Annotated in this window: 22 protein-coding genes; 10 read left to right on the top strand and 12 right to left on the bottom strand. The window is 57.2% G+C overall.

The genetic code is table 11. The features are described 5' to 3' along the window. Positions 1-57: 57 nt before the first annotated feature. The gene (locus DFT_RS05870) at positions 58-1,599 is read right to left on the bottom strand and encodes a sigma-54 interaction domain-containing protein (protein ID WP_054030315.1); all 1,542 of its coding nucleotides are present in this window, start codon (positions 1,597-1,599) and stop codon (positions 58-60) included. 249 nt (positions 1,600-1,848) lie between these two features. Between DFT_RS05870 and DFT_RS05865 the strand changes: the two genes are divergently transcribed. Then, complete coding sequence (locus DFT_RS05865; protein WP_054030314.1) at positions 1,849-3,006, top strand: acyl-CoA dehydrogenase family protein; 1,158 nt, start codon at positions 1,849-1,851, stop codon at positions 3,004-3,006. 145 nt (positions 3,007-3,151) lie between these two features. On the opposite strand, the gene DFT_RS05860 is transcribed toward DFT_RS05865, so the two are convergent. From DFT_RS05860 to priA, 3 genes are all read right to left on the bottom strand, one after another. Further along, on the bottom strand, positions 3,152-3,775 hold the full coding sequence (locus DFT_RS05860) for an HAD family hydrolase (protein ID WP_054030313.1): 624 nt from the start codon (positions 3,773-3,775) through the stop codon (positions 3,152-3,154). Between the two features lie 11 nt (positions 3,776-3,786). Further along, a complete protein-coding gene (locus DFT_RS27110; RefSeq protein ID WP_268815331.1) occupies positions 3,787-4,554 on the bottom strand; it encodes a DUF1573 domain-containing protein in 768 nt (255 codons plus the stop codon). A 161-nt stretch (positions 4,555-4,715) separates the two neighbouring features. Then, on the bottom strand, positions 4,716-7,178 hold the full coding sequence (gene priA / locus DFT_RS05845; RefSeq protein ID WP_054030310.1) for a replication restart helicase PriA: 2,463 nt from the start codon (positions 7,176-7,178) through the stop codon (positions 4,716-4,718). Between the two features lie 139 nt (positions 7,179-7,317). Between priA and DFT_RS05840 the strand changes: the two genes are divergently transcribed. Beyond that, positions 7,318-7,623 (top strand): hypothetical protein, encoded by a 306-nt coding sequence (locus DFT_RS05840; protein ID WP_054030309.1) that lies wholly within the window; start codon positions 7,318-7,320, stop codon positions 7,621-7,623. Positions 7,624-7,661: 38 nt separating this feature from the next. On the opposite strand, the gene DFT_RS05835 is transcribed toward DFT_RS05840, so the two are convergent. Beyond that, positions 7,662-8,951 carry a citrate synthase gene (locus DFT_RS05835; RefSeq protein WP_054030308.1) on the bottom strand — a complete coding sequence of 430 codons (1,290 nt, stop codon included), beginning with the start codon at positions 8,949-8,951 and terminating at the stop codon, positions 7,662-7,664. A 119-nt stretch (positions 8,952-9,070) separates the two neighbouring features. Between DFT_RS05835 and DFT_RS05830 the strand changes: the two genes are divergently transcribed. Then, complete coding sequence (locus DFT_RS05830; protein ID WP_054030307.1) at positions 9,071-9,886, top strand: hypothetical protein; 816 nt, start codon at positions 9,071-9,073, stop codon at positions 9,884-9,886. A gap of 11 nt (positions 9,887-9,897) precedes the next feature. Here DFT_RS05830 and gtfA read toward each other — a convergent pair whose 3' ends face one another. From gtfA to DFT_RS05815, 3 genes are read right to left on the bottom strand one after another with little or no spacing between them, the layout of a single operon-like run. Further along, entirely contained in the window at positions 9,898-11,340 is a 1,443-nt protein-coding gene (gtfA, locus tag DFT_RS05825; protein ID WP_235506179.1) for a sucrose phosphorylase, read from the bottom strand. 2 nt (positions 11,341-11,342) lie between these two features. Continuing rightward, positions 11,343-13,538, bottom strand: a complete 2,196-nt coding sequence (locus DFT_RS05820; protein WP_054030305.1) for an HAD-IIB family hydrolase — start codon at positions 13,536-13,538, stop codon at positions 11,343-11,345. Further along, positions 13,531-14,433, bottom strand: a complete 903-nt coding sequence (locus DFT_RS05815) for a carbohydrate kinase family protein (protein WP_054030304.1) — start codon at positions 14,431-14,433, stop codon at positions 13,531-13,533. Before DFT_RS05815 ends, DFT_RS05820 begins: the two co-directional genes overlap by 8 nt. 214 nt (positions 14,434-14,647) lie before the next feature. Here DFT_RS05815 and DFT_RS05810 point away from each other — a divergent pair, with 214 nt between their 5' ends. From DFT_RS05810 to DFT_RS05790, 6 genes are all read left to right on the top strand, one after another. Then, complete coding sequence (locus tag DFT_RS05810; RefSeq protein ID WP_054030303.1) at positions 14,648-14,869, top strand: hypothetical protein; 222 nt, start codon at positions 14,648-14,650, stop codon at positions 14,867-14,869. 111 nt (positions 14,870-14,980) lie between these two features. Next, positions 14,981-15,463 carry a hypothetical protein gene (locus DFT_RS05805; protein WP_054030302.1) on the top strand — a complete coding sequence of 161 codons (483 nt, stop codon included), beginning with the start codon at positions 14,981-14,983 and terminating at the stop codon, positions 15,461-15,463. A gap of 309 nt (positions 15,464-15,772) precedes the next feature. Then, entirely contained in the window at positions 15,773-16,486 is a 714-nt protein-coding gene (locus tag DFT_RS05800; RefSeq protein ID WP_054030301.1) for an FHA domain-containing protein, read from the top strand. A 160-nt stretch (positions 16,487-16,646) separates the two neighbouring features. Continuing rightward, positions 16,647-16,817, top strand: coding sequence for a hypothetical protein (locus tag DFT_RS26460; RefSeq protein WP_200907030.1), 171 nt, complete (start codon positions 16,647-16,649; stop codon positions 16,815-16,817). A 59-nt stretch (positions 16,818-16,876) separates the two neighbouring features. Next, positions 16,877-18,799 (top strand): selenocysteine-specific translation elongation factor, encoded by a 1,923-nt coding sequence (gene selB / locus DFT_RS05795; protein ID WP_054030300.1) that lies wholly within the window; start codon positions 16,877-16,879, stop codon positions 18,797-18,799. A 22-nt stretch (positions 18,800-18,821) separates the two neighbouring features. Further along, entirely contained in the window at positions 18,822-20,129 is a 1,308-nt protein-coding gene (locus DFT_RS05790; protein ID WP_054030299.1) for a DUF2333 family protein, read from the top strand. 27 nt (positions 20,130-20,156) lie between these two features. On the opposite strand, the gene DFT_RS05785 is transcribed toward DFT_RS05790, so the two are convergent. The 3 genes from DFT_RS05785 to DFT_RS05775 form a co-directional block, all read right to left on the bottom strand. Next, the gene (locus DFT_RS05785) at positions 20,157-23,024 is read right to left on the bottom strand and encodes an ATP-binding protein (protein WP_054030298.1); all 2,868 of its coding nucleotides are present in this window, start codon (positions 23,022-23,024) and stop codon (positions 20,157-20,159) included. 257 nt (positions 23,025-23,281) lie between these two features. Further along, a complete protein-coding gene (locus DFT_RS05780; RefSeq protein ID WP_054030297.1) occupies positions 23,282-23,827 on the bottom strand; it encodes a 2-oxoacid:acceptor oxidoreductase family protein in 546 nt (181 codons plus the stop codon). Between the two features lie 20 nt (positions 23,828-23,847). Beyond that, positions 23,848-24,663: a 2-oxoacid:ferredoxin oxidoreductase subunit beta gene (locus tag DFT_RS05775; protein WP_054030296.1), complete on the bottom strand. Its 816-nt coding sequence runs from the start codon at positions 24,661-24,663 to the stop codon at positions 23,848-23,850. 34 nt (positions 24,664-24,697) lie between these two features. On the opposite strand from DFT_RS05775, the gene DFT_RS26150 reads away from it, so the two are divergent. Next, on the top strand, positions 24,698-24,868 hold the full coding sequence (locus tag DFT_RS26150; protein ID WP_161807084.1) for a hypothetical protein: 171 nt from the start codon (positions 24,698-24,700) through the stop codon (positions 24,866-24,868). A gap of 74 nt (positions 24,869-24,942) precedes the next feature. Here DFT_RS26150 and DFT_RS05765 read toward each other — a convergent pair whose 3' ends face one another. Further along, positions 24,943-26,091, bottom strand: coding sequence for a 2-oxoacid:acceptor oxidoreductase subunit alpha (locus DFT_RS05765; RefSeq protein WP_054030294.1), 1,149 nt, complete (start codon positions 26,089-26,091; stop codon positions 24,943-24,945). Between the last annotated feature and the right edge of the window lie 40 nt (positions 26,092-26,131).

Here is a 26,131-nt window from a genome sequence, read left to right as displayed (position 1 = left end):
TCAGCTTTTATTGTCGGTATTTGCCTACTGCAGATTCTCTGTCACCCCTGCCGTACTTTATTTGTTGGAATTGCGGCCGAATGCAATCCCCAGCTTTTTCATCCGCTTGCGCAGTGTCGAGGGGTGAATCCGCAGCAGTTGGGCCGCCCCCTGCTCGCCTTCGACCCGCCCGTTACACAGGTCCAGAACCTTGCGGATATGCTGAGCCGCCACAGTATCCAGCGATTGAACGACTTCACGAGGGAAGTATGCGTTTTTCTGAGGCCTCGCGGACATGACGCCGGTACCGACATCCTTGAACGCCAGGGGCTCGCCCCGGCTGACGATCAGGGCGCGCTCCACCGCGTTTTCCAACTCGCGGGCATTGCCCGGCCAGCTGTAGCCGATCAGGCGTTCCAAAGCGCCTGGCGCCACACCGGGAACCACCGAAAGCTTCATCTCACGCGCCTTTTTCTGAATGAAATGCTGAACCAGGGCCGGTATGTCCTCGCTGCGCTGACGCAGCGGGGGGATGACGATGGGAAACACGCGCAAGCGGAAGTAGAGGTCTTCGCGGAACTGGCCGTCGGTCAGCATCTGTTCGAGGTTGCGATGGGTGGCGGCGATCACCCGGATATCGATGTGGACGGTTTCACTGCCGCCCACCCGCTCGATGGCCTTGTCCTGCAGAACCCGCAACAGGCGCACCTGGGCCTCGGCCGAAAGCTCACCGATCTCGTCCAGGAAGATCGTGCCGCCGTCAGCACGCTCGAATCGACCCCGCTTTCGAGCGAGAGCCCCGGTGAAGGCCCCCTTTTCGTGGCCGAAGAGCTCGCTGTCCATGAGGGTGCCCGGAATGGCGCCGCAGTTGACCCGGATAAAAGGTCCGTTGCGGCGCGAGGAGAGACGGTGAATGGCGTTGGCCAGCACCTCCTTGCCCACGCCGGTTTCACCCAGCAGCAGGACGGGGCTGTCCAGCGGCGCCACCTGGTGCACCATCTCCATGATGTCCCTGAGGCCGTATGCGGCACCGACCACCTCTTCACCGGCGATCTGGCGCAGTTCGTCCTGCAGATAGCGGTTGTCATCGGCCAGCATGTCGCGCAGCTTGCGCAGTTCACGATATCGCAGGCTGTTGGCCAGGGCGATGGCGAACGGCATGTTCAAGAGGGAGAGCAGGCTCACGTGCTCGGCATTGAATCGCCGTCCCGGCTCCCCGAAAACGGAAACCGTGCCGATGAACTTGCGCTCCAGGGCCAGATCGAGCAACAGGCCGGAAAGATCCTCGGCGCCGAAATGGCGTACCACCGGCCCAGCCACGGCATCGTCGCCCATGCGCTCGACCAGCTTGGTACGCGATGCGCGCTGTTCCTCGACCTGCCGGCGGCCCCGGGCCGACAGCGGCGTACGCTGGGCCATGGCTTCGCAAGTGTTGGCCGTGGCCATGGCCACGGTCTCCACGATGCCCAGCTCGCGGTCGTAGACATGGAAGCACATGCGACTGGCCGGAATAATCTCCACCAGAAACTGCAGGCAGCGCTGCATGGCTTTTTCAATATCCAGGCTGCTGCAAATCCGCAGGGTGGATTCGCGGAAAAAGTTGTTCTCGTCGATGGTCATATTGTCTCCTGATCTGGAATATGGCGCAGTTTAGAACCCAACTGTTAAATAGTCCAGTATTTTCTGCGCCATGAGACGGATATTGGATTCCAAAAATTTTCAACTATCTGTTATCAAAACATAAAGTTGAATGGTACGATCTTTGCGTATTATTTGTTGACGGCACCCCGGTACAGGGGGAAGATAACGGGCAGATGCTTGTCAATTTCAACCCGCCCCCCGCCAGGGGACGCGCACAAGGAGGAAAAAATGGAGTTTGAACTTACCAAGGAACAGATCCAGATCCAGAAAGCGGTCAGAGACTTCGTCAAAGGCCAATTTAAAAAGGACGAGATCCAGGATCTGATCGAACGCCACGCCTACCCCGAGCGGTTGTGGAAAAAGGCGGCTGAATTGGGTTTCATCGGCATTCACTTTCCGGAAAAATATTCCGGACAGGGCCTGGGCGTTATGGAAAACATCCTGGTGGCCGAAGAGCTGGCCCGTGGCGACAGCACCATCGGCACCTGCCTGCTGATCGCCGATTTCGCTTCGGAGCTGGTCCTGCATTTCGGTACGGATGAACAGAAGGAAAAATGGTTGCCCAAGGTGGCCGAAGGCCAATGCCTCTCCTGCGGTGCCTTTACCGAACCGGATCATGGGTCGGATATCACCACCGTGGAAACCACGGCGGTCAAGGACGGGAACGAGTGGGTCATCAACGGTTCCAAAATTTTTATCACCAACAGCGGCCCGCTGGCCGGTTTTTACAACGTGCTGTGCAAGACCGATCCGGATGCCGCCAAATCCCACAGGGGACTGAGCATGATCCTGGTCGAGGCGGACCGGCCGGGCGTGGGCTATCAGGATGTGGGCAAGAAGATGGGCATCACCCTGAGTTATACGGCCGAAGTGACCTTCAAGGATGTCCGCGTTCCGATTAAAAATCTGGTCGGCCAGGAGAACAAAGGTTTCTACCACCTGCTCGAGTTCTTCGACGAAAGCCGAATCCTGGTCGCGGCCCAGGGCCTGGGGATCGCCCAGGGCGGTTTCGACCGCGCCCTGGCCTATGTCAAGCAGCGTGAGCAGTTCGGCAAGAAAATCGCCCAATACCAGGCGACCCAGCACAAGCTGGCCGACATGGCCACCAAGATCGAGTGCGCCCGCCTGCTCGTATACAAGGCGGCCTGGAATTTCGACCAGGGACGTATCGATCCCAAGCTGACCTCCATGGCCAAGATGTATGCGGCGCGCACCGCCGTCGAGGTGTGCGACGAGGCGATCCAGTTGCTGGGCGGTTACGGATACATGGAAGAGTACGAAGTGGAACGTTTCTACCGGGATGCCAAGATCACCGAAATCTATGAAGGCACCAAGGAGATCCAGAAAAACACGATTGCCAGCGCCATTCTGGGCAAACTCAAGTAGCCTCAAGCCTTCTTGAGAAGCCCTTACCTTCCTCCCCGCCTCCTAGCCTAGCCCGCCTGTTTGCCGGAGGAAGGTTCTTATCGGCCTCTTGCGATGTCGCAGCATGCTGACGATATCGAAAGAGGCCGATCTTTTTTCAATCGCTTCAGGTTGTCAAAAGCCGCTTGAGCTGCCCCAGATTCTGCAAATGCACCTCGGCTTCCAGGGCGGGGTTGCCGAACGCGACGAAAGGAACGCCCGCATCTTGGGCGGCCATGGCGTCGAGCTCGGAATCGCCGATGAAGAGCATCTGCAACGGTTCGATTTGAAAATGGTCCAGAAGCACCAGAAGCTGCTCCGGGTCGGGCTTGGCATTGTGGACATCGCTGGCCGTCACCACTTTATCGAAATAATCGGTCAACCCGTGCACTTCGAGCACACGGGCCATGGTGTTGGTCCGATTGGTGGCGATGCCGGTCCCATAAGCAGGACGCAAAAATGCGAGCAACTCCTTGAGATGGGGTTCAATCACCATGTGCGGGATGAAGGGCATGTAGCTCAACTCGCGGCAGTAAGCGCGCACCTCGACGAGAAGGTCGGAGTCTTCGAACAGGTGGGCCAGGGCACCGCTGACCGTATGCATGTGGGCATAGGCGAACTGGGCATCGGTCATGGGCGGCCGGCAGAAGTGTTGCAGAATATGGTCGTAATAGGCCCGATTGGCCCGGGATGAATCAAACATCACGCCGTCGCAATCGAAGGCCACCACTTTCAGATCATTCGGTTTCAATGTAATATGGCTCACTTTTCAGGGGGTTGCTTTGCATAGAGCCGACCACTCACGGGAATGCCGATGGTCGGCTTCTCCTTGAGGTCGGTTTGGATCAGGATATAGTCTCCGAAGCTGCCGGCTTCACGCCGGGTGCTGGTCACGGTCAGCACAAATCCCTGCCCGGCCGGCGGTTGGCCAGCAGGTTCGATGGAAATGCGGATATCCGCGCCGTTGCTGGCCTTGGCCTCCCGAATGGCAAACGGATAACCCTGGGGTACGATGCGCACCTGCTGGGAAAGCGTTTCGCCCAACCGGCCGACCAGTCGCACACGGGCCGGCGAAACCATGATATAGGCGTTCACTTGCCCGCTCACCGCGAGCACGGTCTGCCGCTCCCGGCGATCATTGGTGTAAACACGAAATCTTTTGGTCAAGAGCTGGCCGCCCCGATTGGCGGTATCGACCACCACACTGATTTTTCCCTTGCCGCCGGCAGGAATCTGGCCCGAATGGGAGGCCACCGAGCAGCCTCAATCGGGTTGCACTTTGTGGATCTCCAGGGGGGCGTCGCCCTGATTTTCGACGATAAAGTCGTGCTTGATGACGGCGCCTTCCATGACCGTCGCAAACTTGTGGATGGGGTCGGGAAAATACACTTTGGGTGTCTTGGCGGTTTGGGCCGGCTCCTGGGATTGAGCGGCCGGTCGTGTATCGCACAGGCCGTTGTCCACGAACCCGATCAGGCCAAACAAAGAGACGGCCAGCATGATCGTAAGATGGGTGAATTTGTGTAACATCGGGCAGTTCCTTCTCCTTTGCATTCCGTTGATCGACTCACTATCGGCTTTCCATGCCAAATCTATAGGCCGAGCGCTATTGATTGTCAAGCCGGACAAAATTTATTCCAAATGATATCAATCGGTAATCAACATCTCCGGTACGGCCGTGCCGGATTCGTTCACATGAGAAAAACGGGATCGACATCCACGCCGACGTGGATGCGACCCCTGTTCGCCTGAACCTCCTTGTGGGCGAGCAGCTCGCGTACGAACCGATGCAGCGGAACGACAGCCGGCCCCTTGAGCAACATCTGCCAGCGGAATTGATTGGCGATCCGGTGCAGCGGCGCCTCGATGGGGCCCATGATCTCCACCCGGCCATCGACCGGACGTTGGGCCAGCATCTGCCGACCCGCTTCGCCCAGCCGCTCCGCAAAAGCGGCCAGACGCTGCGCGTCCGGCCCGGTCATGCGGATCTGCACCATGCGGGTAAAGGGCGGATACCCCAAGACTTTTCGGAATTCGATCTCCTGCCGGAAAAATTCGTCGTAATCCTGGTCACGGGCCGTGGTAATACTGAAGTGCGCCGGGTTATAGGTTTGCAGGATTACATGGCCCGGCACCTTGCCGCGTCCTGCGCGACCGGCCACCTGGGCCAGCAGTTGAAAGGTGCGCTCTCCGGCCCGGAAATCGGGCAAGCTCAGCGACAGGTCGGCGCAGATGATGCCCACCAGGGTGATGTTGGGGTAGTCGTGGCCCTTGGCCACCATCTGGGTGCCGATCAGGATATCGATGCGTCGGTCGCGCAAATCCTTGAGGATCTTGATCAGGGCCCCCTTGCGCCGGGTGGTGTCACGGTCCATGCGGGCCACGCGGGCCGTGGGAAAAATCTTCTGGATCTCCATTTCCAGACGCTCGGTACCGATCCCCAGGCCGATGATCCGCGCCGATCCGCACCGTTCGCAGCGGGAGACCGCGGACCGGCTGAAGCCGCAGTAGTGACACTGATAGACGTTGGCCTGCTGATGGTGGGTCAACGAAATATCGCAGTGTTTGCAGCGTACGGCCTGGCCGCAATCGGCGCAGATCAGGCTGCCGGCGAACCCGCGGCGGTTCAAAAAGAGCAGTACCTGTTCCTTGCGCTCCAGGGTGGTGCGCATGGCTGCCAACAGTTCGGTGGTCAGAAAACGCCGGATGCCGCGCTCTTCGCGAATCGCCGTGAGGTCCTGGATCACGATCCGGGGCAGCATCTGGCGGTCTACCCGTTCATAGAGGCTGATCTTGGAAAATTTGCCATTAAGTGCGTTATAGGCGGATTGCAGCGACGGCGTGGCCGAACCGAGGACTGCCACCGCACCGTGCTGGCGGGCGCGCACCACGGCCAGATCGCGCGCATTGTAGCGCAAGGCCCCTTCCTGCTTGTATGAATCGTCGTGCTCTTCGTCGACGATAATCAATCCGATGGTGCCGGCAAACGGCGCGAAGATGGCCGAGCGGGCACCCACGGCAATGGTGGCCTCACCCGCCATGATCCTTCGCCACTGATCGTACCTCTCGCCGCTGGACAATCCGCTGTGCAACAGAGCCACGCACTCGCCGAAGCGGGCCCGGAAGGCGCGCTCGGTCTGGGAGATGAGGGCAATCTCAGGGACCAGCACGAGGACGGCAAGTCCTTGTTCGAGGGCCATGGCCGCAAGTTGCAGGTAGACCTCGGTTTTGCCCGATCCGGTTACGCCGGCCAGCAGAAAGGTGTGAAACCCCTTTCCCAGGGCCGCCCCCATGGAAGTGACGGCCTGATGCTGCTCGGCGGTCAATTTCGGGGGTTGGTCCGGGGTAATCGGATCTCCCAGCGGGTCTCGGTAGACGACCCGCTCCTCGATCCTGAGTTGCCCGTCTCTGGCCATGGCGCGGACCAGATGGGCCGCTGTGGGCAGAACGCTCTTGAGATCACTCAACGCCACTGGCCCATGAGTCATCAACACCTCCATGATCGTACGCCGTGCGGAGGATAACCGCCCCATATCCAGGGAAGGAGTTGCGGTCAGACTCGCGAAGCGAACGGTCTTGGGTCGCGTCCGACCGCCCGAAAGGGCCTGCTGTCGAACGATCCAACCCTGCTTTTCCCATGCGTCAAGACGTGACTGGGAAAAGGCGTCGCCGGCCAGGCGCCTGAGAAAGGCCGGCCGGCAGGGGCCCTCTAAAAGGTGGTCGCATAAGATGCGTTCCCATGGGGCCAGAGGCTGACCGCCCAGTTCCCGGCGTCCGTGGTCGCTGATGGTGTAGCGCACCTGTTCGGCCAGGTTGATACCGGTGGGCAAAGCCGTTTGAATCACCTCGCCCAGCGGATGCATGTAGTAATCGGCCGTCCATCGAAAAAAGGATATCATTCCAGGCGGGAAAAGCGGCTGGTCGTCAAGCACGGAGACGATGTTCTTAACCGCCGCATCGGGGATCTGGTCCGTGAATTGGAGCATATAACCGGTCACCCGGCGCCTGCCGAAAGGCACCAGCACCCGTTTGCCGACCGCCAGATCCGGCAATAGATCGACCGGCACCCGATAGGTATAGGAATCGAAAACGGGCAAGGCGACGGCCACGTCGATCAGGTGAATCGTTGGTCCGTTGGGGGTGGCTTCATGCACAAAAAAGCCCTTTCCGATAGGGTCGTGTCAAACGGTCAGAGATTGCAACCGAAAACAAGAACTGCTATGGTCATACGTAATTAATATTAAAGGCAGAGCGGTTCGCCGCTTTACCACTTCTTCCAGCAAAGGAGCCGACATGCATCAGCTACCCAATAAATTAATCGCGCTGCTTCTAGTTTTGGCGGTCATGGGCCTGCCCTGCGGGGCCATGGCGACCAATAATTCGGGACTTAACGATCCACAAATCGACGCCGGCGCGATGGCGGCAGATGCCGTCGTGGTCAGGCCCGTCGGAATCGTCGCGACCGCCGCCGGATTTGTTTTGTTCGTGGTCGGCGTACCGTTTGCGGCCCTCGGCGGCAATGTGGGTGATGCCTGGAATGCCATGGTGGTCTATCCGGCCAAGTTCACGTTCGCCCGGCCCTTGGGCGATTTCGAATAACCATCGCGGCCTTTAAACCATCGCCATCGCAAGCGTTCTCAAATCCCCTTGCGCTTGGCCATCGGCACATAATGGGTTTCAGATGGACCGGTATAGATCTGGCGCGGGCGGCTGATACGCCATTGGGGATCGTCCATGCTCTCTTTCCATTGGGCGATCCAACCGGGCAGTCGACCGATGGCGAACATGACGGTAAACATATTGGTAGGAATACCGATGGCGCGTAAAACGATACCACTGTAAAAATCCACATTGGGATAGAGGTTGTGGTCGATGAAATAGGCATCGTTAACCGCCACCTCCTCCAGCTCCTTGGCGATGTCCAGGAGCGGGTCCTTCAGCTTCAGGGCCGACAACAGATCGTCACACATCTTCTTCATGATCTTGGCCCGCGGGTCATAGGTCTTGTATACCCGGTGTCCGAAACCCATGAGGCGGAAAGGGTCATCTTTGTCTTTGGCACGTTCCACCGCCTTGCGGTAGTCTCCCCCGCTGCGATAAATGTCGCTGAGCATTTCGACCACGGCCTGGTTGGCGCCGCCGTGCAGAGGGCCCCAGAGGGCCGACATACCCGCGGATATGGCCGCGTAAAGATTGACGCGCCCGCTGCCCACAACGCGCACCGCAGTGGTCGAACAATTCTGCTCGTGATCGGCATGCAAAATCCAGAAAACCTCCAGGGCACGCACCACCTCGCGCACGAATTCGTAGGGTTTGACCGGCGTGTTGAACATCATGTTGAGAAAATTCTCGCAGTAAGCCAGATCCGGACGGGGATAGACCACGGTGTGGCCCCGGGAAATCTTGTAGGACATGGCGGCCATGGTCCTCACCTTGGCTAGGAGTCGGGTCACGGTGAAGTTGATCTCCTCCTCGGTGGTCTGCAGCTCCGGATAAAAACTGCGCAGGGCGTTGACCATGGCGGAGAGAATGCCCATGGGATGGGATGCCCTGGGGAAATTCTGGAAAAAAGTCTTCATGTCCTCGTGGACCAGGGAATGGTCGTTGAGCATGATGGAAAAATGGCGCAGCTCCTCCGCCGTGGGCAAGCGGCCGTTAATCAACAGGTAAGACGTCTCTTTGAAGGTGGAGTGTTCGGCCAGTTCTTCGACCGGTATGCCGCGGTAGCGCAGGATGCCTTTCTCACCATCCATATAGGTAATGCTGCTTTTGCAGGCGCCGGTATTGGCGAAGCCCGGATCGAACGTAATCAGACCGGTATCGCGTCGTAATGCGAGGATATCGATGCCGCACTCATTCTCAGTCCCTATGATCACCGGCAATCGATACGTTTCCCCTTTGTAATTCAATGTGACATACTCATCCATCATTGTTTCCTTCATTTTTGGCATACGATTGCGCAGCGACTTGCCGGACAAAACGATTTGCTGAAAGGCTGCGAATCATATACAAAATATCTACCATCCGGTCAAGGAGAGGAGGAATTATGGGATTCAAAGAAAACCTGCTGAAAAAGATAGAAATCAATCGGTTGTCAGACCAGGTGCGCGCCTCCTGGAAACCCGCGGATCCACCTGGCCGTATCGACAAAGAGGCCATGAAGGCTCTGCTGGACATGACCCCGCTGACCTACAGGCGGGAGAGGGACCTGGATCTCTATTGCGAAGCAGACACCGCCGAAAAGCAGCGCATTCTCGTGTTCGACAACGAACTGAAGCTCTACCACACCACCATCGAGGATGTGGCGATGCGCAAGAGCCCGACGGTCAAGGAGATGGTCAGCATCCGCAACGCCATCAAAATCCTCAGCGACAAGGACGTGGTGGTCAGCATGAAAACCGATACCCTGGCTTGGGTTCAAAACCAACTGATCGATGGGTTGGACCTTTCCTACGAAGATGCAGACATCGACGCCCTTGCCCGGGATGGCCGCGAATCGCTGCGCAACGCCTATACCGACGGTATTGTCGAAGTGATGACCCTCTTTGGCGAACTGCTCGGCTACACCAAAGCGCCCAAGGTTTTCCAACTGCCCCACACCCATATCTGGGGGGGCGTGGATCGCACCGGCGCGGCGGCGGAGCGCATCGCCCCAGCGATTGTCTACAGCCTCGTTCGCAACACCCTGAACCTGCTCAATGGCCCGATCAACGCCAAAGATCCTGACGACCTGCGCAAGCTTCAGCAGGTAGCCGCTGGAAATGACAAGGCGGATATCGAGGGCGAAGCCGTGTTCGATGCATTGCGCGACAAGGTGTCGAAGGAACGACCCGATACCTTCACTTCAAACTTTACACTTTAAACTTAACACTTCTAAGCCACCATGGTCTTCATCCGGCGGCTTCGGCTTTCGTAATATCGGATGTGGCTGGCGTAACTTCTCAAGTCCACCTGAAGGGTCGTTTTGTATGGCGCCAGATGCCAGGTCAACGATAGATGGTCATCCGGCGCCTCCTCGATCTGAAAGTCGCCCTTGAAGGCCGGATACGTGCTGCGAAACTCCATCAGGCGCAGTAAGCGCTGAACGACCGGCTTCTGGATATCGGCGGCGATTTCGTCGAGGGTGTAATTGTGGCGGTTGATATCGCGTCCGTTTTTGGTGCGTTCGACCAGCTCGACGTCATTTTCTCCTGCCAACAATCCCACGTAGTAGACCTGGGGAATGCCAGGGGAGAAAAACTGGATGGCCCGTGCGGCGATATACGAGTCGTCGTTGCATTCGAGCGCAGAGTAATAGGTGCAGTTCACCTGGTAGACATCCAGATTCTGATACTCGGGCCCGGAATAGATCTTGCGCGTGTTAGCGCCCTTTTCGAACATGCCATGCACGGTTCGCTCGATTTCATCGGTCGTGAGCAAATCCTCCACATCCACCACGCCGATGCCATCGTGGGTATCCAGGGTGGTCACCTGGTTGCGCGGGCAGATTTCCAGCCAGTGTCGCAGGCGCGCACTGGTATGATGATACAGCGTGTGCAATACCAGCATGGGCAGGGCGAAGTCGTAGGTCCAGTAGCCGTGTTCGGCTATTTTGTGGTGGTAACGGTAGTGTTCATGGACCTCCGGCAGAATTTCGACCCCGAAAGGCGATACGTATTCATTTAACCATTCGAGCGTTTCCCAAACTTGGGGTTCGAGGAAAAAACAGTTGGTACCGATCTTGATGGTGGTATATGCAAAGGCGTCCATGCGGATCATTTTGGCCCGGGAACGCGCCAGCCGGATGAGAAAATTCCGGAAGACCTCCTTGGTCTTGGGCGAGGTGACATCCACATCGATCTGCTCGTAGTCGAACGTGCACCACAACTTCTCCCTGGATCCGTCGGCCCGTTCGATGACGGTATAGGGAGGACGCGGCTTACGGGTGTATACTTTGGCCAACTCCTCTTCGCTGATTTCACCGTCGGGACTCAGCTTGTCGAAATAGAGAAACATGTCCGCATATTCGGAGCGTGTGCCTTTTTCGATGTAATCCTGGAAAAATACCGATTGCCGTGAGATATGGTTGACCATGAAATCGATGATCAGGTCAAAATCTTCTCCGATTTTCTCGATATCCTCCCAGCTCCCGAAGATTGGATCGACTTCATGATAGGTCAATGGTGCAAAACCCCGGTCAGCGGATGACGGATAGAACGGTAGAATATGTACGCCGCCGACGGCGCCGGCCAGATACCGGCGCAGCACGTAGTGCAACTCCATCATGTTGCCGCCGAGGCTGTCGGGATAAGTAATGAGCTGGACCCTGTTCTGCATCGTCACTGTGCCGCCCCCCTGTTTTCCTCGCAAAATCGGTAGTAGTTCATGCCTTCCAGAATACCCCCGGCACAGGGCGCTTTGGCAAAGTAGATATGGCGCATTCCTTTCAGGGCTTCCAGCTCGGCGCTGTAGTTGCCGACCACGACACCGCGGGGTTCGCCCCGCAACATCTCCTCGTCGTTTCCCGAATCCCCGCTGACCAGAAAATTTCTCAGGGGGATGACCCATTTGTAGCTCAAATAGCGGATAGCCTTGCCCTTGGAGGCACGATATGGCAATATATCCAAATACTTACCATGGGAATAAATCAAATTGTATCGACACCGGTTGCTCAACAGCCGGTCGTGCACCAGGGCCAGCCGCTCTTCATCCGGATCCATGTAGTAGCTGATTTTGAATGTTCTTTGGGTCTCTTCCTCCTGGTACCTCAGAAAATCGAAATGCTTCAACAAGGAGACGATTTTATCGCGCTGCCATTGATGGGAGATGTGGGTCGCCCAGCCTTGTCCGAAACGGCGATTGGCGCCGTAATAGATTTCACTGCCCACCGAACAGATCATCACATCAGGCTGCGGCACTTCGTGCTTTTTGAGTATCCTCGTTGCGGAATCCACGGTTCTTCCGGTGGCGATGCCGAACCCGATACGTTCGCGATGCTCTGCAAGCACGGCCAGCAGATCCTTGAGCCGACTGTTGTCTTCGCCGATCAACGTGTTGTCGATGTCGGTAATCAAAAAATAGCGCAGCGACATCAAGCGCCGACCGATGGCATCCGATGGAACGGCGGTATCCATGTCGGAGGCCTGGTTGGCCGTGATCAACTTTCGGATGGCAGCGGCATAAGTGCCGGCATGGCTCTGCCAGGTATAGTATGTATTGACATTCATGATACCGTTTTTGGAGAATTTCTCCCAGAGCGGCGCATCGGAGATGATCTTGCGCAGTGCGGCGGAAATCTCCCTGGGCCGGGTCGGATCGATGAGAATGCCGTTTTCACAATTCCGGACGATGTCGTTGGGGCCGCCGTCATTGGTGGCCACGATGGGAAGCCCGGAGGCCGAGGCTTCGAGCAGTGTCAAGCCGAACGGCTCGGTCAAGGCCGGGTTGATAAACACGCCCCTTTTCTCGGCCGCGATGCGGTAAAGAGCAGGCACCTCGTAATCGAAATCGTGCTTCTTGGGGATCGCCATTTTGCCGTAAAGATCATATTTGTCCATCATCAGCAGCATGCGCGTCAGCACGTCGCGCTCATTTTCTTCCATGGCGTCGATATCTTTGCGCAGGCCCGCAAAGATTGCCAGATTGGCCATGGTCTGAAGCTCCAGATCCTCACCGTAGGCCTGAACGAGTCCGGAAATGTTCTTGCGTTTGTCCGGTCGACACAGCGCCAGGATTATAGGTTTGTCCGGATGGGGGAAAAAACGGTTTAGTTCCCGCAATATCGATGCCTGGGCATATTTGATATTTTCGGACTTGCTGTTTTCTTCAATCAAATCGTGATAGAAGGGATAAAAACGGTCGATGTCGATCCCCGGCGGAATAACCTTGTACTCGGGCACCTTCTTGTTGCGATAAAGCCCATACTGTTCTTCGATCTCGTGCTGGGTGCTGGTCACCACCAGGTCCGCGTTTGCCAGTATCTGCTCCTCGGCTTCGATACGGCGGTGGATTTTGTATTTCTTGTCGATATCGGCATCGGTCATGCCATCGGCCAGCAGCTTGCTGAGTTTTGTGCGCCCGAGGGAATGGCCGGTGTAGACAAACGGGATACCGAAGAACTCGGAAAGCTCCATGGCCACGTAACCGGCGTCCGGATAGTGCCCGTGAACGATGTCGGCAACGGCGTCCTGCCGCTTGATGAATTTGATGGTCTTGTCGACATACTCGTCCAGATGCGGCCAGAGCAGTTCCTTGCGCATATATTGCCGACCGCCGCACTGAATGCGGACGATGCGAAACTTGTCCGTGACCTGCTCGATGGGCTCGGCATAATCGGGTGATACCCGTTTGTCGGCGATCAAGCGGGTAAACAGATCGACCCGACCGATATCGTCCCGGGCACTGAGATGCCGTGCGAGTTCCAAGACATACGTGATTTGTCCGCCGGTATCCGAATCGCGCCCGAGTTCCAGGTTCTGCGAGCGTATCAGACCGTGAATGCTGAACAGTTGAACATAGGGAAGACGATCAGTCATGCATTAATCCTTCCATCTTTTTCCGCAAACGGGCATATATGGAGGAGTCATCGGGGATGGCGCCCGGCAATTCACAGATCTGCCCTGCGAAGTAGGTTGCGGCCGTCAAGGCGCTCTCAAGAGCCATACCTGAAAGGTAGCCGGCCGCGATAACGGACGCAAAGGCGTCGCCGGCACCGACGGTATCCAGAACCTTCCCGGTGGGCGGCGGCGATGCGTCGAATCGCTGCGTCGCTGTGAAAAGGGTGCTTCCGCTGGAACCCCTTGTCAGAATGACCATTTCAATCTCATGCGTTCTCATGAGATGGGCAACCAGCGCCTCTTCCTGGCTCGGCCCGCCCGACAACCCACCGACATGGTGCAATTCGTCGGTGTTGAGCTTCAGAATGTCGGCATAGTCCAACGAGGCCTCGATGACGTCGGCCCGGACATGGGGCGGCCGCAGATTGAGATCACAAAATGCTTTGGTGGATGCGCCCTTGCGCGACAGCAATCGGTCGAAACGCTCAAAGGCCAAGTCCGAACGCTGTGCCAGCGTGCCGAAGTAGATCATTCGTGTGTCCGGACCATGGATAGGCGTAAGTGCCTCAAAATCGATGTAATCGTATGCGACATCCTCACGGATGTCAAACCGGGGCACGCCATGATCGTCCAGGGTAACTTGAACGGTTCCGGTCGGATAGACGTCATCGACCTGGACATCATTGAGATCGAAATGGTGACGGGAAAGCAGCTTGCCGATCTCGCGGCCATGGGGATCATCTCCGATCCGGGTCAGGAACCGTACCGATAACCCGAGCTGTTTGAGATGAAAAGCAAAATTAAAGGGCGCACCGCCGATGCGCTGGTAGTTTTCAAACAGGTCCACCAATATTTCTCCGAGCACGGCAATCATCTTTCCTCCTTGAGAATGGGGGCGGTTGCTGACGACGGAAGGTGCAGTATCGTTGAACATCGGAGCGCAGCAGATAGAGACCAACACAGCAGCATAGGTAGCATGGTGATGGGCGCCACGAGAGCTCTAACAGACAATCCGCCGGACTGTCAAACCGACACAGCCGCCGTCAGCGATTCTAACTGAATGGAATTCACAGAACAGGAATATCGTTATGGAAACTGAAATCTTTTTCAATCAGCAAGCCAACACGCTGCAAGGACGCCTGGCGATCCGCTCCAGACAACGGGCGGCCATCATCACCCATCCGCTTCAAAGGTTCCTGCCCTACTGGCAACCCACTGCCCGTTTGCATGTGATTGAAAGTGCCGATCATTTTTTTGGTGCCGAGTTAACGTCCCTTCAAACCGAAATCACGACCGCTCTCATGGGATGAGATCGTCCTGACCCCAACGGGATAAGGGGTTGACATACGCTTGGTTGCGTTTGACTTTTCAAAAGATCGCCTCACTTTTCTGCCATAAAGGTCAATTCAGAGGAGGTGCCCATGCCATGCATCGACACAAAAACCAAGGGTAAAAGGACGCTGGCTCGGCTGTCCACGGCCTTGCTCGTGGCGGGCATTCTCATGATGCTCGGCTGCGCGTCCGGAGGTTATGGACGTTTATACCTGGATACGGAGGTCACTTTGTGGTTCAGGCAAAACAGCGTTCCCGACTATTATCGCTACTATACCAACGGCCGATCGGATATGCCCTACGCCATTATCGGAATCGATCCAAGATACCGCATCAATACAAACATATGGGAACCGGTGGCCCCCAACACCCCCAACTTCGCCGACAAGATCGCGTTCGTATGGCGCCCGGATATTTGGGAGCAGTTGGATCCGGCCCAAGGTGCATGGATCGAAAGCCCGGGCGGAGAAAAAATCGGTATCTGGTTCTCCATGTATCCCTTCACGACAATCGAACTTCAGGAGGACAACCGGGTGGTGATCCTGTCGCCTCATAATCCAGGCAGGGAATAGGATGGCGAGCCTTTTCCGGCAACAGGTCATTCACCTCGATCATAGGATTCATTCCCTTTTTAGACACGGATGGCCGGGCCATGCAGATCCAGCCGCTATTGTCCCGAAACCCCAATCTTGACAACTGGTTGAAAGAATGGTTTTAGTTGAAAGACTTTGATGGGACAACATCCAACCCAATGCAATTCATCCAACCATAAAACACATTATGAATGACATCCCAACGAAGCAACGGCTGGCTTGGGCCGGCGACAAGGACGGGAGTCGGGAGCGGTTCAACCAAATCGGCCTTAAAACAAAGGAGTGCTCATGGCGCGTCTAATCTTGACCTTCAACAATAAGGTGCTCGGCAACCACCAAATCTCACCTGGGCAGCAACTCACCATCGGCCGCCATCCCGACAACAAAATCGTCATCGACAACCTGGCCGTCTCGGCCCATCACGCCACGGTTCGCGCCGAAGGTCAAAACCTCATCCTGACCGACATGGGCAGCCGCAACGGCACTTATGTCAATAATGAACGGGTCGAAGAGAGCCGGCTGGCCCACCAGGATTGGGTGAGTATCGGCAAACACATTCTCATCGTGGACCTGTACGAAACCCTCTCCATGGAAGCCACCGCCGATGAGCTGATGGGTGTCCCGGGGAGTGCCGCCAATGCCGATCAAACCATGGTTCTCGACCGAAAAGAGGCCCAGTCGAGCTGGGTGGGATTCGACTATCTTTCGTTCCTCTCCTCGGTGCGCGAAGATTACGAGTTGACCGCCAAGGGGGTCTCCATAGGTAAAAATGCGGATGCGGACATCAAAATCACTGGTTTATGGTCCCTGTTTGCGGGTCAACCGAGCGCAACCATCACCAAACGAGGAAACGATTACGTTCTCAGCTACGTTCAGGGACGAATCACGCCCAAGGTGAACGACAAGGCGGTCAAAGGATCGGTCAAGCTGTCTCACGAAGATATCATCGCCATCGGCCCTTTGAAGGTCCAACTCCGATTTGTCCGCAGGCCGGTCAAATAGTGCCCAGCCACAAATGGCCGCTTTCCCTGGGCGCTGCAGGTCGCAATTCTGTCCGGCCTTCGCCCCACCCCCTCTGTCTGTGGAGACATACCTTACGGTTGAACATCCTTCCAAAAACAGCTAATTTAGGTTTTTTTGATATCTCAGACCGGAGAAGACTGTGAACCCAACCCACATCTTGATTCTGCGCGCCATACTGGGCGTCGTTTTCGGCGTCGTCCTGACCCGGCTCTTTTACCCCAATGCATCGGTCGTCTTCATGATCGGCCTTTGTGCCGTCCTGGTGGCCTTGTCCTATCTGACCGAATACCTGCGGCGGAAAAAAAAGTGAGACGGGCCAATGGTGGCATTGAGGATGAATGATAACGAGCATAAAGGAGTACATCGGTCGTGAAGCCAATCATCTTAGGCACTGCCGGACATATCGATCATGGCAAAACCACACTGATCAAAGCCCTGACCGGTATCAACACGGATCGGCTCAAAGAGGAGAAGCTGCGCGGCATCACGATCGAGCTGGGTTTTGCACACCTCGAGCTGCCCAGCGGCCAACGCCTGGGCATCGTGGATGTCCCAGGCCATGAAAAGTTCGTCAAAAATATGGTCGCCGGCGCAACGGGTATCGATCTGGTCGCGCTGGTCATCGCGGCCGATGAAGGCATCATGCCGCAAACCCGGGAACACATGGAAATCTGTACCCTGCTCGGCATCCGCCACGGCGTGGTCGTCATCACCAAGCGTGACATGGTGGACGAAGAGTGGCTGGCCATGGTGCAGGAGGAGATCGCCGACTTCACCCGGGGAACTTTTCTCGATGAGGCACCGGTGGTGCCGGTGTCGGCCATTACCGGACAAGGCCTGCCCGAATTCATCGCCACGCTCGACCGCATTTGCGAACACATCCCTGCCAAGACGGCTACCGGCCTGTTCCGCCTGCCCGTCGACCGCGTCTTCAGCATGAAAGGATTCGGCACGGTGATCACCGGAACGCTCATATCGGGCAAGGTGGCCGTTGGGGATCGGGTCATGCTCTATCCCTCGGGGGTGGTTTCCAAAGTCAGGGGGCTTCAAGTTCACAACCAGAGCCTGACCCAGGCCGAAGCGGGCATGCGCACGGCCATTAACTTTCAGGGGCTGGAAAAGGCGGCGGTCAACCGGGGGGATGTCCTCGCCAAACCCGAAGAGCTAATCCCCAGCTACATGGTGGATGCCGATCTGCTCTATCTGGCCAGTAACGCCAAACCGCTCAAAAACAGAACCCGGGTGCGATTTCACAGCGGCACCAATGAAATCATGGCAGTGGTCGTGCTGCTCGATCGGGAAGAGGCCCGACCCGGAGAGCATGCCCCGATCCAAATCAGAATGGATGTACCGGTGACCCTCGTCAAAGACGACCGTTACGTGCTACGCAGCTATTCCCCAATCCGGACCATCGGTGGCGGTGCCATTCTCGATCCGATTCCGCCCAAACACAAACGCCATCGGCCCGACATCATCGAGGCACTGCGGCTTCTGACGGAAGCCCCTCCCGAGGAGGTGGTCCGCCTGCATATTGAAAACAGTGGATTCAAAGGCTGTGCCTTCGGCGAGCTGTTGATCATGACCAACCTGCCGGAGAAACAGCTGGAACGGATCCTCCAGGACATTACCTCCAAACGAACGGCCATCCTGGTCGACAAAGAAAAGAGGCGCTACGTTCACCAGAAGGCCGTTTCCGACCTCCAAAAGGCGGTCACCGACCTGCTCGAAGCATACCACCAGAAAAACCCGCTCAAACCGGGTATGTCCAAAGAGGAACTCAAATCCAAACTGCCCCTCGGCGTGGACAACAAATTGGCGCTGCTCGTGCTTCAGCAACTCATGAAAGCCCAGGCCATCGTGCAGGAAGAAGACATGGTGCGCCTGGCCGGACACCGTGTGGCATTAGGAGTGGACCAGCGCACCCTGAGGACAAACCTGTTGACCGTTTATCAAAAAGAGGGACTCACGCCGCCCTATTTCAAGGAGCTCTGCTCTGAGCTCTCGGTTCCCGCCGAAGAGGCCCGGCAAGTCCTCTCCTTGCTGATCGACGAAGGGCATCTTATCAAAATCAAAGAGGAGCTCTATTGCCATCGGGAAGCGATCGATAAGATCAGGGATCAACTGGTGGCTTTCCTCTCCGAGCACGAAGAGATCTCCACGCCGCAGTTCAAGGATATGACTGGAGCGTCCCGGAAATATGTGATACCTTTAATCGAATATTTTGATACCACCCAACTGACCATCCGTATAGGAGATATGCGTAAATTGCGCAAACGTCCGACAGGCAGTTGATAGACAGGCCGGAGACATCACCATGGACACCCCCACGGGCCCCCAGGACCGCAATCGTGATAGTAACGCTGGATTTGCCGCGTTTTTGATCAAACGCGTGGTCGTCGTCACCCTTTTGATACTCGTGGTGCTGTGGGCTCTGGCCACCGGCATCGATTACCTGGATAAGCCCGCGCCCTGGAAAGATCGCCTGGTCAAGGACGACACCGGACCCACCGCGGCGCCTGCGGCCATGACATCCTCCGAAACGGCGAATATCCGCGCGGCCCGAGCGGCAAATCCGCATGGCGGTACCCCCGTTCATGCTTCCCAAGGCTCCGCCGGAATAGGAGAACTGGCCGTGCCGCCGCCACCGGCGAATACGGATCACCGACCGGTCATCGATGGCCACCTGCCCCAGCCCGCAAGCCCTCAGGTTGTTCAACCACACCAGGTGGCAGCCCCGTCCGCCAACGGCGCCACCCCTTCCGCGCCCCCTGCCCCGACTGCCGCTCCCGCCCATGGCACAACATCCGGAGAGGGCGCTGCCCCCAAAGCCGAACCGGGCGCTCATGCCGTCGCACCGCCCCCCAAACCGCTTCCCAAGGGCGTGACCTTCATCGACGCGGTCATCAAACCCCTCTCCCATGAGCTGAACGAGAGATTCTGGGGGTGGCGGCCCAACGACATCATCAACGTCACCGACAACGTGAACAACTACCAGCTGGGAGTTCTGGAAGTGACCCGGCGAGCGGTCGTCCAGTTGACCGAGCGCATATCCCGCACCGGCAGCACGGATACCATCAATCGCAAACTGGAAAACGCCATGAACTGGCTCATGATCAAAGCGGACTCCTACTGGTTCCCTTCTCCGGAAGCCAAATACAAGGATAGCCTGACGGAGCTCGCAGCGTACCGCACCCAGCTTATTTCCGGGGGAGCCTCGTTTTATGTGCGGGCCGATAACATCATTCCGCTGCTGATGACTTTCGAAGACCTGCTGGGCAGTTGCGATGAAAATCTGGTGAAGGCCAAAGAGAAGGATGGGTCGACGGTCGGATTCTTCACGGCTGACAACTACTTCTATTACGCAAAAGGGGTGGCGGCCGCCATGGGGGAGATCCTGGAAGCCGTGGCCCACGATTTCGAACAGATCCTGGTCTCTCGGCACGGCGAAGAGTTGCTGCACCACGCCGTCATCTCTTGCCAACTGGCCGCCTCTCTGGATCCCTGGCTCATCATCAACAGCGACCTGGACGGCTTTCTGGCCAATCACCGCGCCAATATGGCAGCGCCCATCAGCCATGCCCGTTATTATATAGGTCAACTGATCAAGACGCTATCGACCTGATACCCGCTCAATCGAACGGTGAAAGATTCAGCGGATTTCCCCCTTCTCGAGCTCTGATTTCACCGCCGAGGAGAGCTGCTGCAGCGTGTAAGGCTTGCGGATATACCCCCCTGCGCCCAGGGCCAGGGCCTTTTTCACCCTTGCCGACTCGTCGAAACCGCTGACAATGACGGCCTTCTGCCGTGGATGGCGGGCGAGCAATTGGCGGTAGAGGGTTAGCCCGTCCGAACCATTTCCCAGAACCATGTCCAAAAGAACCACAGCATATGGCGATTTGGCCATGTGATCCAATGCCGCCCGTTCGCTGTCCACAACGGTCACCTGGTAGTTCAGCCGGGTCAGCATCTCGTAGGCGATATGGCGATGCTCGGCCTCGTCATCGACCACCAGAACGGTTTCGCCATGGCCCATCAAATCTTCTATCTTCGGAACCGCCGGCTTGGGGGACTGCACTTCGTTGGTCGCCGGGAAGAACAAACGAATGGCGGTTCCCTTGCCTACTGTGCTGTGAACTTGAACGAAACCTTCATGGTCCTGCATCGTGGCCCATACGATCGCCATCCCCAATCCGGTACCGCTGCGGCCCATCACCTTCTTGGTATAAAACGGCTCGAAGATGCGGGTTAGATCTTCCTCGGGGATGCCGGTGCCGTTATCGATAACCGACAACACCACATAATCGCCAGCGGGATGATCTTTGACCCGTTCCCCCTGTTTCAATGTCTGGAACTCGCTGGCTATCACGATTCGCCCGCCACGGGGCATGGCCTCGGCCGCATTCATCGCGACGTTCATGACCATTTTGACCAGGTGGACCCGGGACCCGCGTATGGCCGGCAGCTCTCCGGCAAGCTGTAAAATGACTTCGATCCCCGGGTGATTGGCGCGCAAGCTGTCGTATTCGGAGCTGGTCACAAATTCATGGACTACCTGATTGACGTCTATCGCCTCCTTCATCTGCACGCCGCGACGTGCCAGGGTCAGCAGATCCTGAACAATGGCCGCCGCCCTTGTGCCGGCCATCTTCATCTTGGTCAGGGGTGCATACATATTGCTCTCTTTGGGGATATCCATGAGCAGCAGGTCCGGATAACTGACGATCGCACTGAGAATATTGCTCAAATCATGGGCGACCCCACCGGCCAGGGTCCCCATGGCCTCCATCTTCTGGGCGTGGCGCAATTTTTCTTCGAGCCGTTTTCTTTCAGTCGTATCGACGAGCACACAGCGCCCCTCGAGCACGCGTCCCTGGGGCCCCTTGAAAGGCTCCATGGTGATGTTCACCCAGAGGATGCGGCCATCCGCGTGATGCAGCCGCAGCTCTTCGTTGTAGACCGACCTCCCCTGCTGCAAGGCTTCCTGGACCCACTGCGCCCGGGTACGATTTCCGCGATCGGATGCCGCGTATTCCAGCCAGCATGAACCGATGAGCTGACCACGAGGCCTTCCCAGCAGCTCGGTGGCCGCCGCATTGCATTTGAGAATGGCCGCCTCGCCGGTCGATATGGAAAAATAGGCGGTCGGCGCATTTTCATAAAGGCTGCGATAGCGCGACTCGCTGTCTTGAAGCTTTTTGTAGGCAATTGCGCTGGATATGCTGACCGCTGTTTGATAGGCGATGCCCATCAAAAGATTCACGTCGCTCTGTGTCAACGGCCGTTTGGTGTGGATGTTGTCCACCGCCAGGATACCCAGGGAATGATTCTCATAGACGATCGGCAGACAGATCAGGGACTGGGAGCCCATCTCTTGAGCGAACAGCCGGCTTCTGGCCGAATACGAATTTTTCATCGTGTTGACATCGTCCACCAGCAGCGGGCGCTGTTCGCGAAACACCTGGACAAAGGTGCCTTTGGCATCGGGATGATCCAGCCGGAACCGGGTCCGGCTGAGCAGTTCGCTCTTTTCCTCGTCGAAACCGAACCCGGCGGAAAAAACCAGCCGCCGTTGGTCCTCGTCGGCCAACATGATGATGCCCCGGTCGAAATCGAGTTGGGCCTGGATTTGGGCCATGACCACTTGCGCCAGCTGGTTCACGTCGAGAAGCACGGATGTCGCCTGGCCGATCTTTTGAACCAGCAGGGCGCCGCGGTACCGGTAGTCGATCTCCTTGATGTGATCCTCGGCCACGTTGCCCTGCTTTTGAATCGTACGCACCAGATTCTGGCGCTCCAGGAAGGCGGCCCGGAAACCGATACCCATCAGGACGACCAGAGACGCGGTATTGACCGCACACCATATCGCCGGCGGCCAGAGAAACAGACCGACTGCGGCGTTGAGAATCACAAGGAGGGTGCCGACCTTGAAACCCCACTTCCATTTCTGGAAACTCGGCACCTCCCAGGCGACGATATATCGGCAACAGGGATCCCCGCGGTGGATGCACTGATCATGCTCGATCTGGGCAAACTTGCCGGTGAACAATGCGGCGAGAGATTCGAAGATGCCCAGACGATTGTCGCATTGATAGGGCTTTTCATTGACTCCGGCTGCCGGTACGCACAGAATCTCCACCTTGTTGGCGCCGACCTTGCGGACCTTGACGCGCGCCCCGTGGCTGAGCATGGGGTAGAGTTTGGCCAGCAGCAGGTAGATGGAAACGGTGTTGAGCAGCCCCAGCACATGCTGTTTGAGGGGACCGGACGCATCGGTCGATACCGCATATCGGCCGACCTCCCGCGCGATGTTCGGGTTTCCTGAAAGTGCCATGGCCTTTTCATGAAACGCGTCCACCTGCTCCTGGTTGAACCAACACCCCGGATCTTCCAATTGGCATTTGGTCAGGCCGGCGGCATCGATGATGGCATCTAAGTTGACTTGGGGATAATGGGCGTTGAGATAGGCAGCGTAAAACTTTAAAACCCGGCTGTTATAAACGGTGTCAGGTTTCGTCATGAGCAGGAGATCCCAACAATTGCGATGAGAAACAGAGTAGCTCAGATATTTCTTCTTTTGTTTTTATCATGTTATGATCGAACGGCCCCATATTGTCAAGTGATTGCACGAGAAATGATATCGAGTGAATCCGCCGACCTGCATGCCCGGATGGCGGGAAGCACAGGGACGGCGGGAGTTTCATAGGGCAAACTTCTCCACGCCGACACCGGCCGGACCTGGCGGGAATGGCGCGATGCCGCCCGTTGGGAAGTGATTCAAGCCCCCGGGTCCCGCACCAGCGCCAAACCAAGGTCCAATGCTTTGGTGTTCATTTCCAGAAAACGTTGCGGCACGCGGGCCGTCAACACCTTTTGTACAGCTGGCAGTGTAACCAGATGGGTAAAGCCCAACACCGCACCGAGCATGCAAATGTTGAAAGCCAGTGGCGTTCCGAGGTGTTGCATTACCGTATCATACAGGGGCAATTGCTTCTGGATCGCGTCCACCCGGCGTTCGGTGTTGACGTAACGGCTGTCGGATATCAGTAAGCCCCCGGGCCGGATGATGGGGGCATATTTGTGGTAGGCTTCCTGGGTCAGACAAACGAGCACATTGGGCTGCACCACCATCGGATAGTTGATGGGGTCTTCAGAAATGATGACATCGGCCCGCGTGGCCCCGCCCCGGGCGGCAGCGCCATAGGATTGGGTCTGGACGGCCGTCAGGCCGTCGTACAGCACGGCCGCCTCTGCCAGGATGATGGCTGCAGTGACCACCCCCTGGCCTCCGGATCCCGAAAAAACCAATCGTGTTCTTCCCATCTTCCTCACCCGTTATCCGATCATGTGGTTGTGTGATCGGCGCTTCGAGCGCGCTCGATCACCTTGTCATACTCGCTGCAATACTCCGGACGATCCACCTGAAGGAATATGCCCCGTTCGATGAGGCCCGGATCCGACTTGGCCGCCTTGGAGCCGATCGGGGTGGTGCCGTCCTTGAACTGGCGCATCATGGCGGCGGCGTCACCGATCTTGTTCTTACGGCCGAAGTAGGTCGGACATTGCGAAAGGATCTCGACCACCGAAAAGCCGTCGTGCAAGATGGCCTGCCGGATGATATCGGTCATCTCCTTGACATGATAGGTGGTGGTGCGGGCGACGAAGGTCGCCCCGGCGGCAATGGAGAGTTGGACCGTGTCAAATCCCTGGTCGATGTTGGTATACGGCGCCGTGGTGGCCAGGGTACCGTACCCGGAAAGCGGCGAATACTGCCCGCCGGTCATCCCGTAAATGCGGTTGTTCATCACCAGAGCCGTCATGGCGATGTTGCGACGGGCGGCATGAATAAAATGGTTGCCGCCGATGGCCAATGCATCCCCGTCGCCCATGGCCACAATCACGTTGAGCTCGGGCTTGCTCAGTTTCACACCGGTGGCAAAGGCCAGGGCGCGCCCATGCAACGTGTGCAGGGTGTGAAAATCGACGTATCCGGTAATTCGCGACGAGCAACCGATGCCCGACACCATCACGATTTCGTTTTTGCTCATACCCAGTTTTTCGATGGCGCGGATCATGTTGTTCAGCACGATTCCATGACCGCACCCCGCACACCACATGTGGGGGAAAAAACGTTCGCGAAGATAATCTTTGACCGCCATGGCGATATCCTTGGCCCCGCTGGGCGGGGGGAGGTTGGAAGAACTCAAGTTTAAAGTTGAAAGTATAAAGTTTAAAGTGAAGGAATCCTGTCGATTGCAGCGCCAGGGCTCCAGACACTCTGCTCGTTCAAAACTGCAGGCTACTGGCAAGTGGTGCATCGGCCTTTCAGGCAAGGCCGCAGCATTTTTGAAACCGCAGGCGTAGCCGAGCTACGTCGAGGATTTCAAAAATGCGAGAACGCCGCATGGGAGGCCGAGGTGTCGCTTGCCAGCAGCCTGCTATACACCTTTGCCTTCGATCAAACGCAACCCCTGCCGAATATCGGTCGGCGTGATGAAGACCCCATCGATCCGATTGATCAAAAAGACGTTGCGCGGGTTGTTCAACGCCCTCTTTACCTCGCTGCAGATATGGCCCATATTCATCTCGACGACGATGACCTGCTTAGCGCGGCCGATGGCTTCGCCGATGATGTCGTAGGGAAACGGCCAAAGGGTCTGCAACTCGAAAAGACCGAACTTCTGGCCTTTGTTGCGCATGCTCTGGACCACGTGCAGGGCCGAACGGGCCGTCGCCCCATAGGAGACCAGGACGGTCCGCGCATCGTCCAGGTAATAGGTCTTGTAGCGGGCAATGGCCTCCACATTGCTTTCGATCTTATCCACCAGGTGACGAATGAGGCCGTGCACGACCTTGGGATCGTCCGACGGAAATCCCCACATGTCGTGGTAAAGGCCGGTGACGTTGTAACGGTGTACGCCGCCGAAGTCGGACATGGGCAGGCGGCCGTCCTCACGGGGCAGGTAGGGGTGATAATCGACTCCTTCGCGCACCGACGTACGCAGTCGCTCGACCAGCGGGATCTGACCCGCTTCAGGGATATCGAGCCGCTCGCGCATGTGGCCCACCACCTCGTCGTAAAGCAGGATGACCGGGGTTCGGTAAGTTTCGGCCATGTTGAAGGCCTCCACCGTCGTGGTGAATACGTCCTGGTGGTTGGAGGCGGTCAAGGCAATAATGGCATGATCGCCATGGGTCCCCCAGCGGGCCTGGTTCACATCGCCCTGGCTGATGTGCGTGGGAATTCCCGTGGAAGGACCGCCGCGTTGCACGTTGACGATCACACAGGGTATTTCCGCCATGACGGCGTAGCCCAGGGCCTCCTGCATCAAGGAAAAACCGGGGCCGCTGGTGGCCGTAAGCACCTTGTGTCCCGTGAGGGAGGCGCCGATGATGGCGCACATGGAAGAAATTTCATCCTCCATCTGGATAAACTTGCCGCCATACCGGGGTAACCGGACGGCCAGGTGCTCGGCAATCTCGGTGGAGGGGGTAATCGGATACCCGGCGAAAAATTGCAGCCCGGCATATAACGCACCTTCCACGCAAGCTTCATTGCCTTGAACGAATCGGATGGTGGGATGCATAATAGCGTCGTCCTTTTCTGGCGTCATCTTTTGACAGCGA

The organism is Desulfatitalea tepidiphila, assembly GCF_001293685.1.
GTDB classification, from domain to species: domain Bacteria; phylum Desulfobacterota; class Desulfobacteria; order Desulfobacterales; family Desulfosarcinaceae; genus Desulfatitalea; species Desulfatitalea tepidiphila.
This window is presented reverse-complemented; position numbering and strand designations above follow the sequence as displayed.

Coding starts and splice junctions, on each gene's coding strand:
- DFT_RS05800 (WP_054030301.1), top strand. CDS start 15,773: ATGGCGCGTCTAATCTTGACCTTCAACAATAAGGTGCTCGGCAACCAC.
- DFT_RS05835 (WP_054030308.1), bottom strand. CDS start 8,951: ATGGATGAGTATGTCACATTGAATTACAAAGGGGAAACGTATCGATTG.
- DFT_RS05815 (WP_054030304.1), bottom strand. CDS start 14,433: ATGATTGCCGTGCTCGGAGAAATATTGGTGGACCTGTTTGAAAACTAC.
- DFT_RS05865 (WP_054030314.1), top strand. CDS start 1,849: ATGGAGTTTGAACTTACCAAGGAACAGATCCAGATCCAGAAAGCGGTC.
- DFT_RS05805 (WP_054030302.1), top strand. CDS start 14,981: ATGCCATGCATCGACACAAAAACCAAGGGTAAAAGGACGCTGGCTCGG.
- DFT_RS05775 (WP_054030296.1), bottom strand. CDS start 24,663: ATGGCGGTCAAAGATTATCTTCGCGAACGTTTTTTCCCCCACATGTGG.
- DFT_RS05785 (WP_054030298.1), bottom strand. CDS start 23,024: ATGACGAAACCTGACACCGTTTATAACAGCCGGGTTTTAAAGTTTTAC.
- DFT_RS05765 (WP_054030294.1), bottom strand. CDS start 26,091: ATGCATCCCACCATCCGATTCGTTCAAGGCAATGAAGCTTGCGTGGAA.
- DFT_RS05790 (WP_054030299.1), top strand. CDS start 18,822: ATGGACACCCCCACGGGCCCCCAGGACCGCAATCGTGATAGTAACGCT.
- DFT_RS05820 (WP_054030305.1), bottom strand. CDS start 13,538: ATGACTGATCGTCTTCCCTATGTTCAACTGTTCAGCATTCACGGTCTG.
- DFT_RS05830 (WP_054030307.1), top strand. CDS start 9,071: ATGGGATTCAAAGAAAACCTGCTGAAAAAGATAGAAATCAATCGGTTG.
- DFT_RS05840 (WP_054030309.1), top strand. CDS start 7,318: ATGCATCAGCTACCCAATAAATTAATCGCGCTGCTTCTAGTTTTGGCG.
- DFT_RS05870 (WP_054030315.1), bottom strand. CDS start 1,599: ATGACCATCGACGAGAACAACTTTTTCCGCGAATCCACCCTGCGGATT.
- DFT_RS05810 (WP_054030303.1), top strand. CDS start 14,648: ATGGAAACTGAAATCTTTTTCAATCAGCAAGCCAACACGCTGCAAGGA.
- gtfA (WP_235506179.1), bottom strand. CDS start 11,340: ATGCAGAACAGGGTCCAGCTCATTACTTATCCCGACAGCCTCGGCGGC.
- DFT_RS05780 (WP_054030297.1), bottom strand. CDS start 23,827: ATGGGAAGAACACGATTGGTTTTTTCGGGATCCGGAGGCCAGGGGGTG.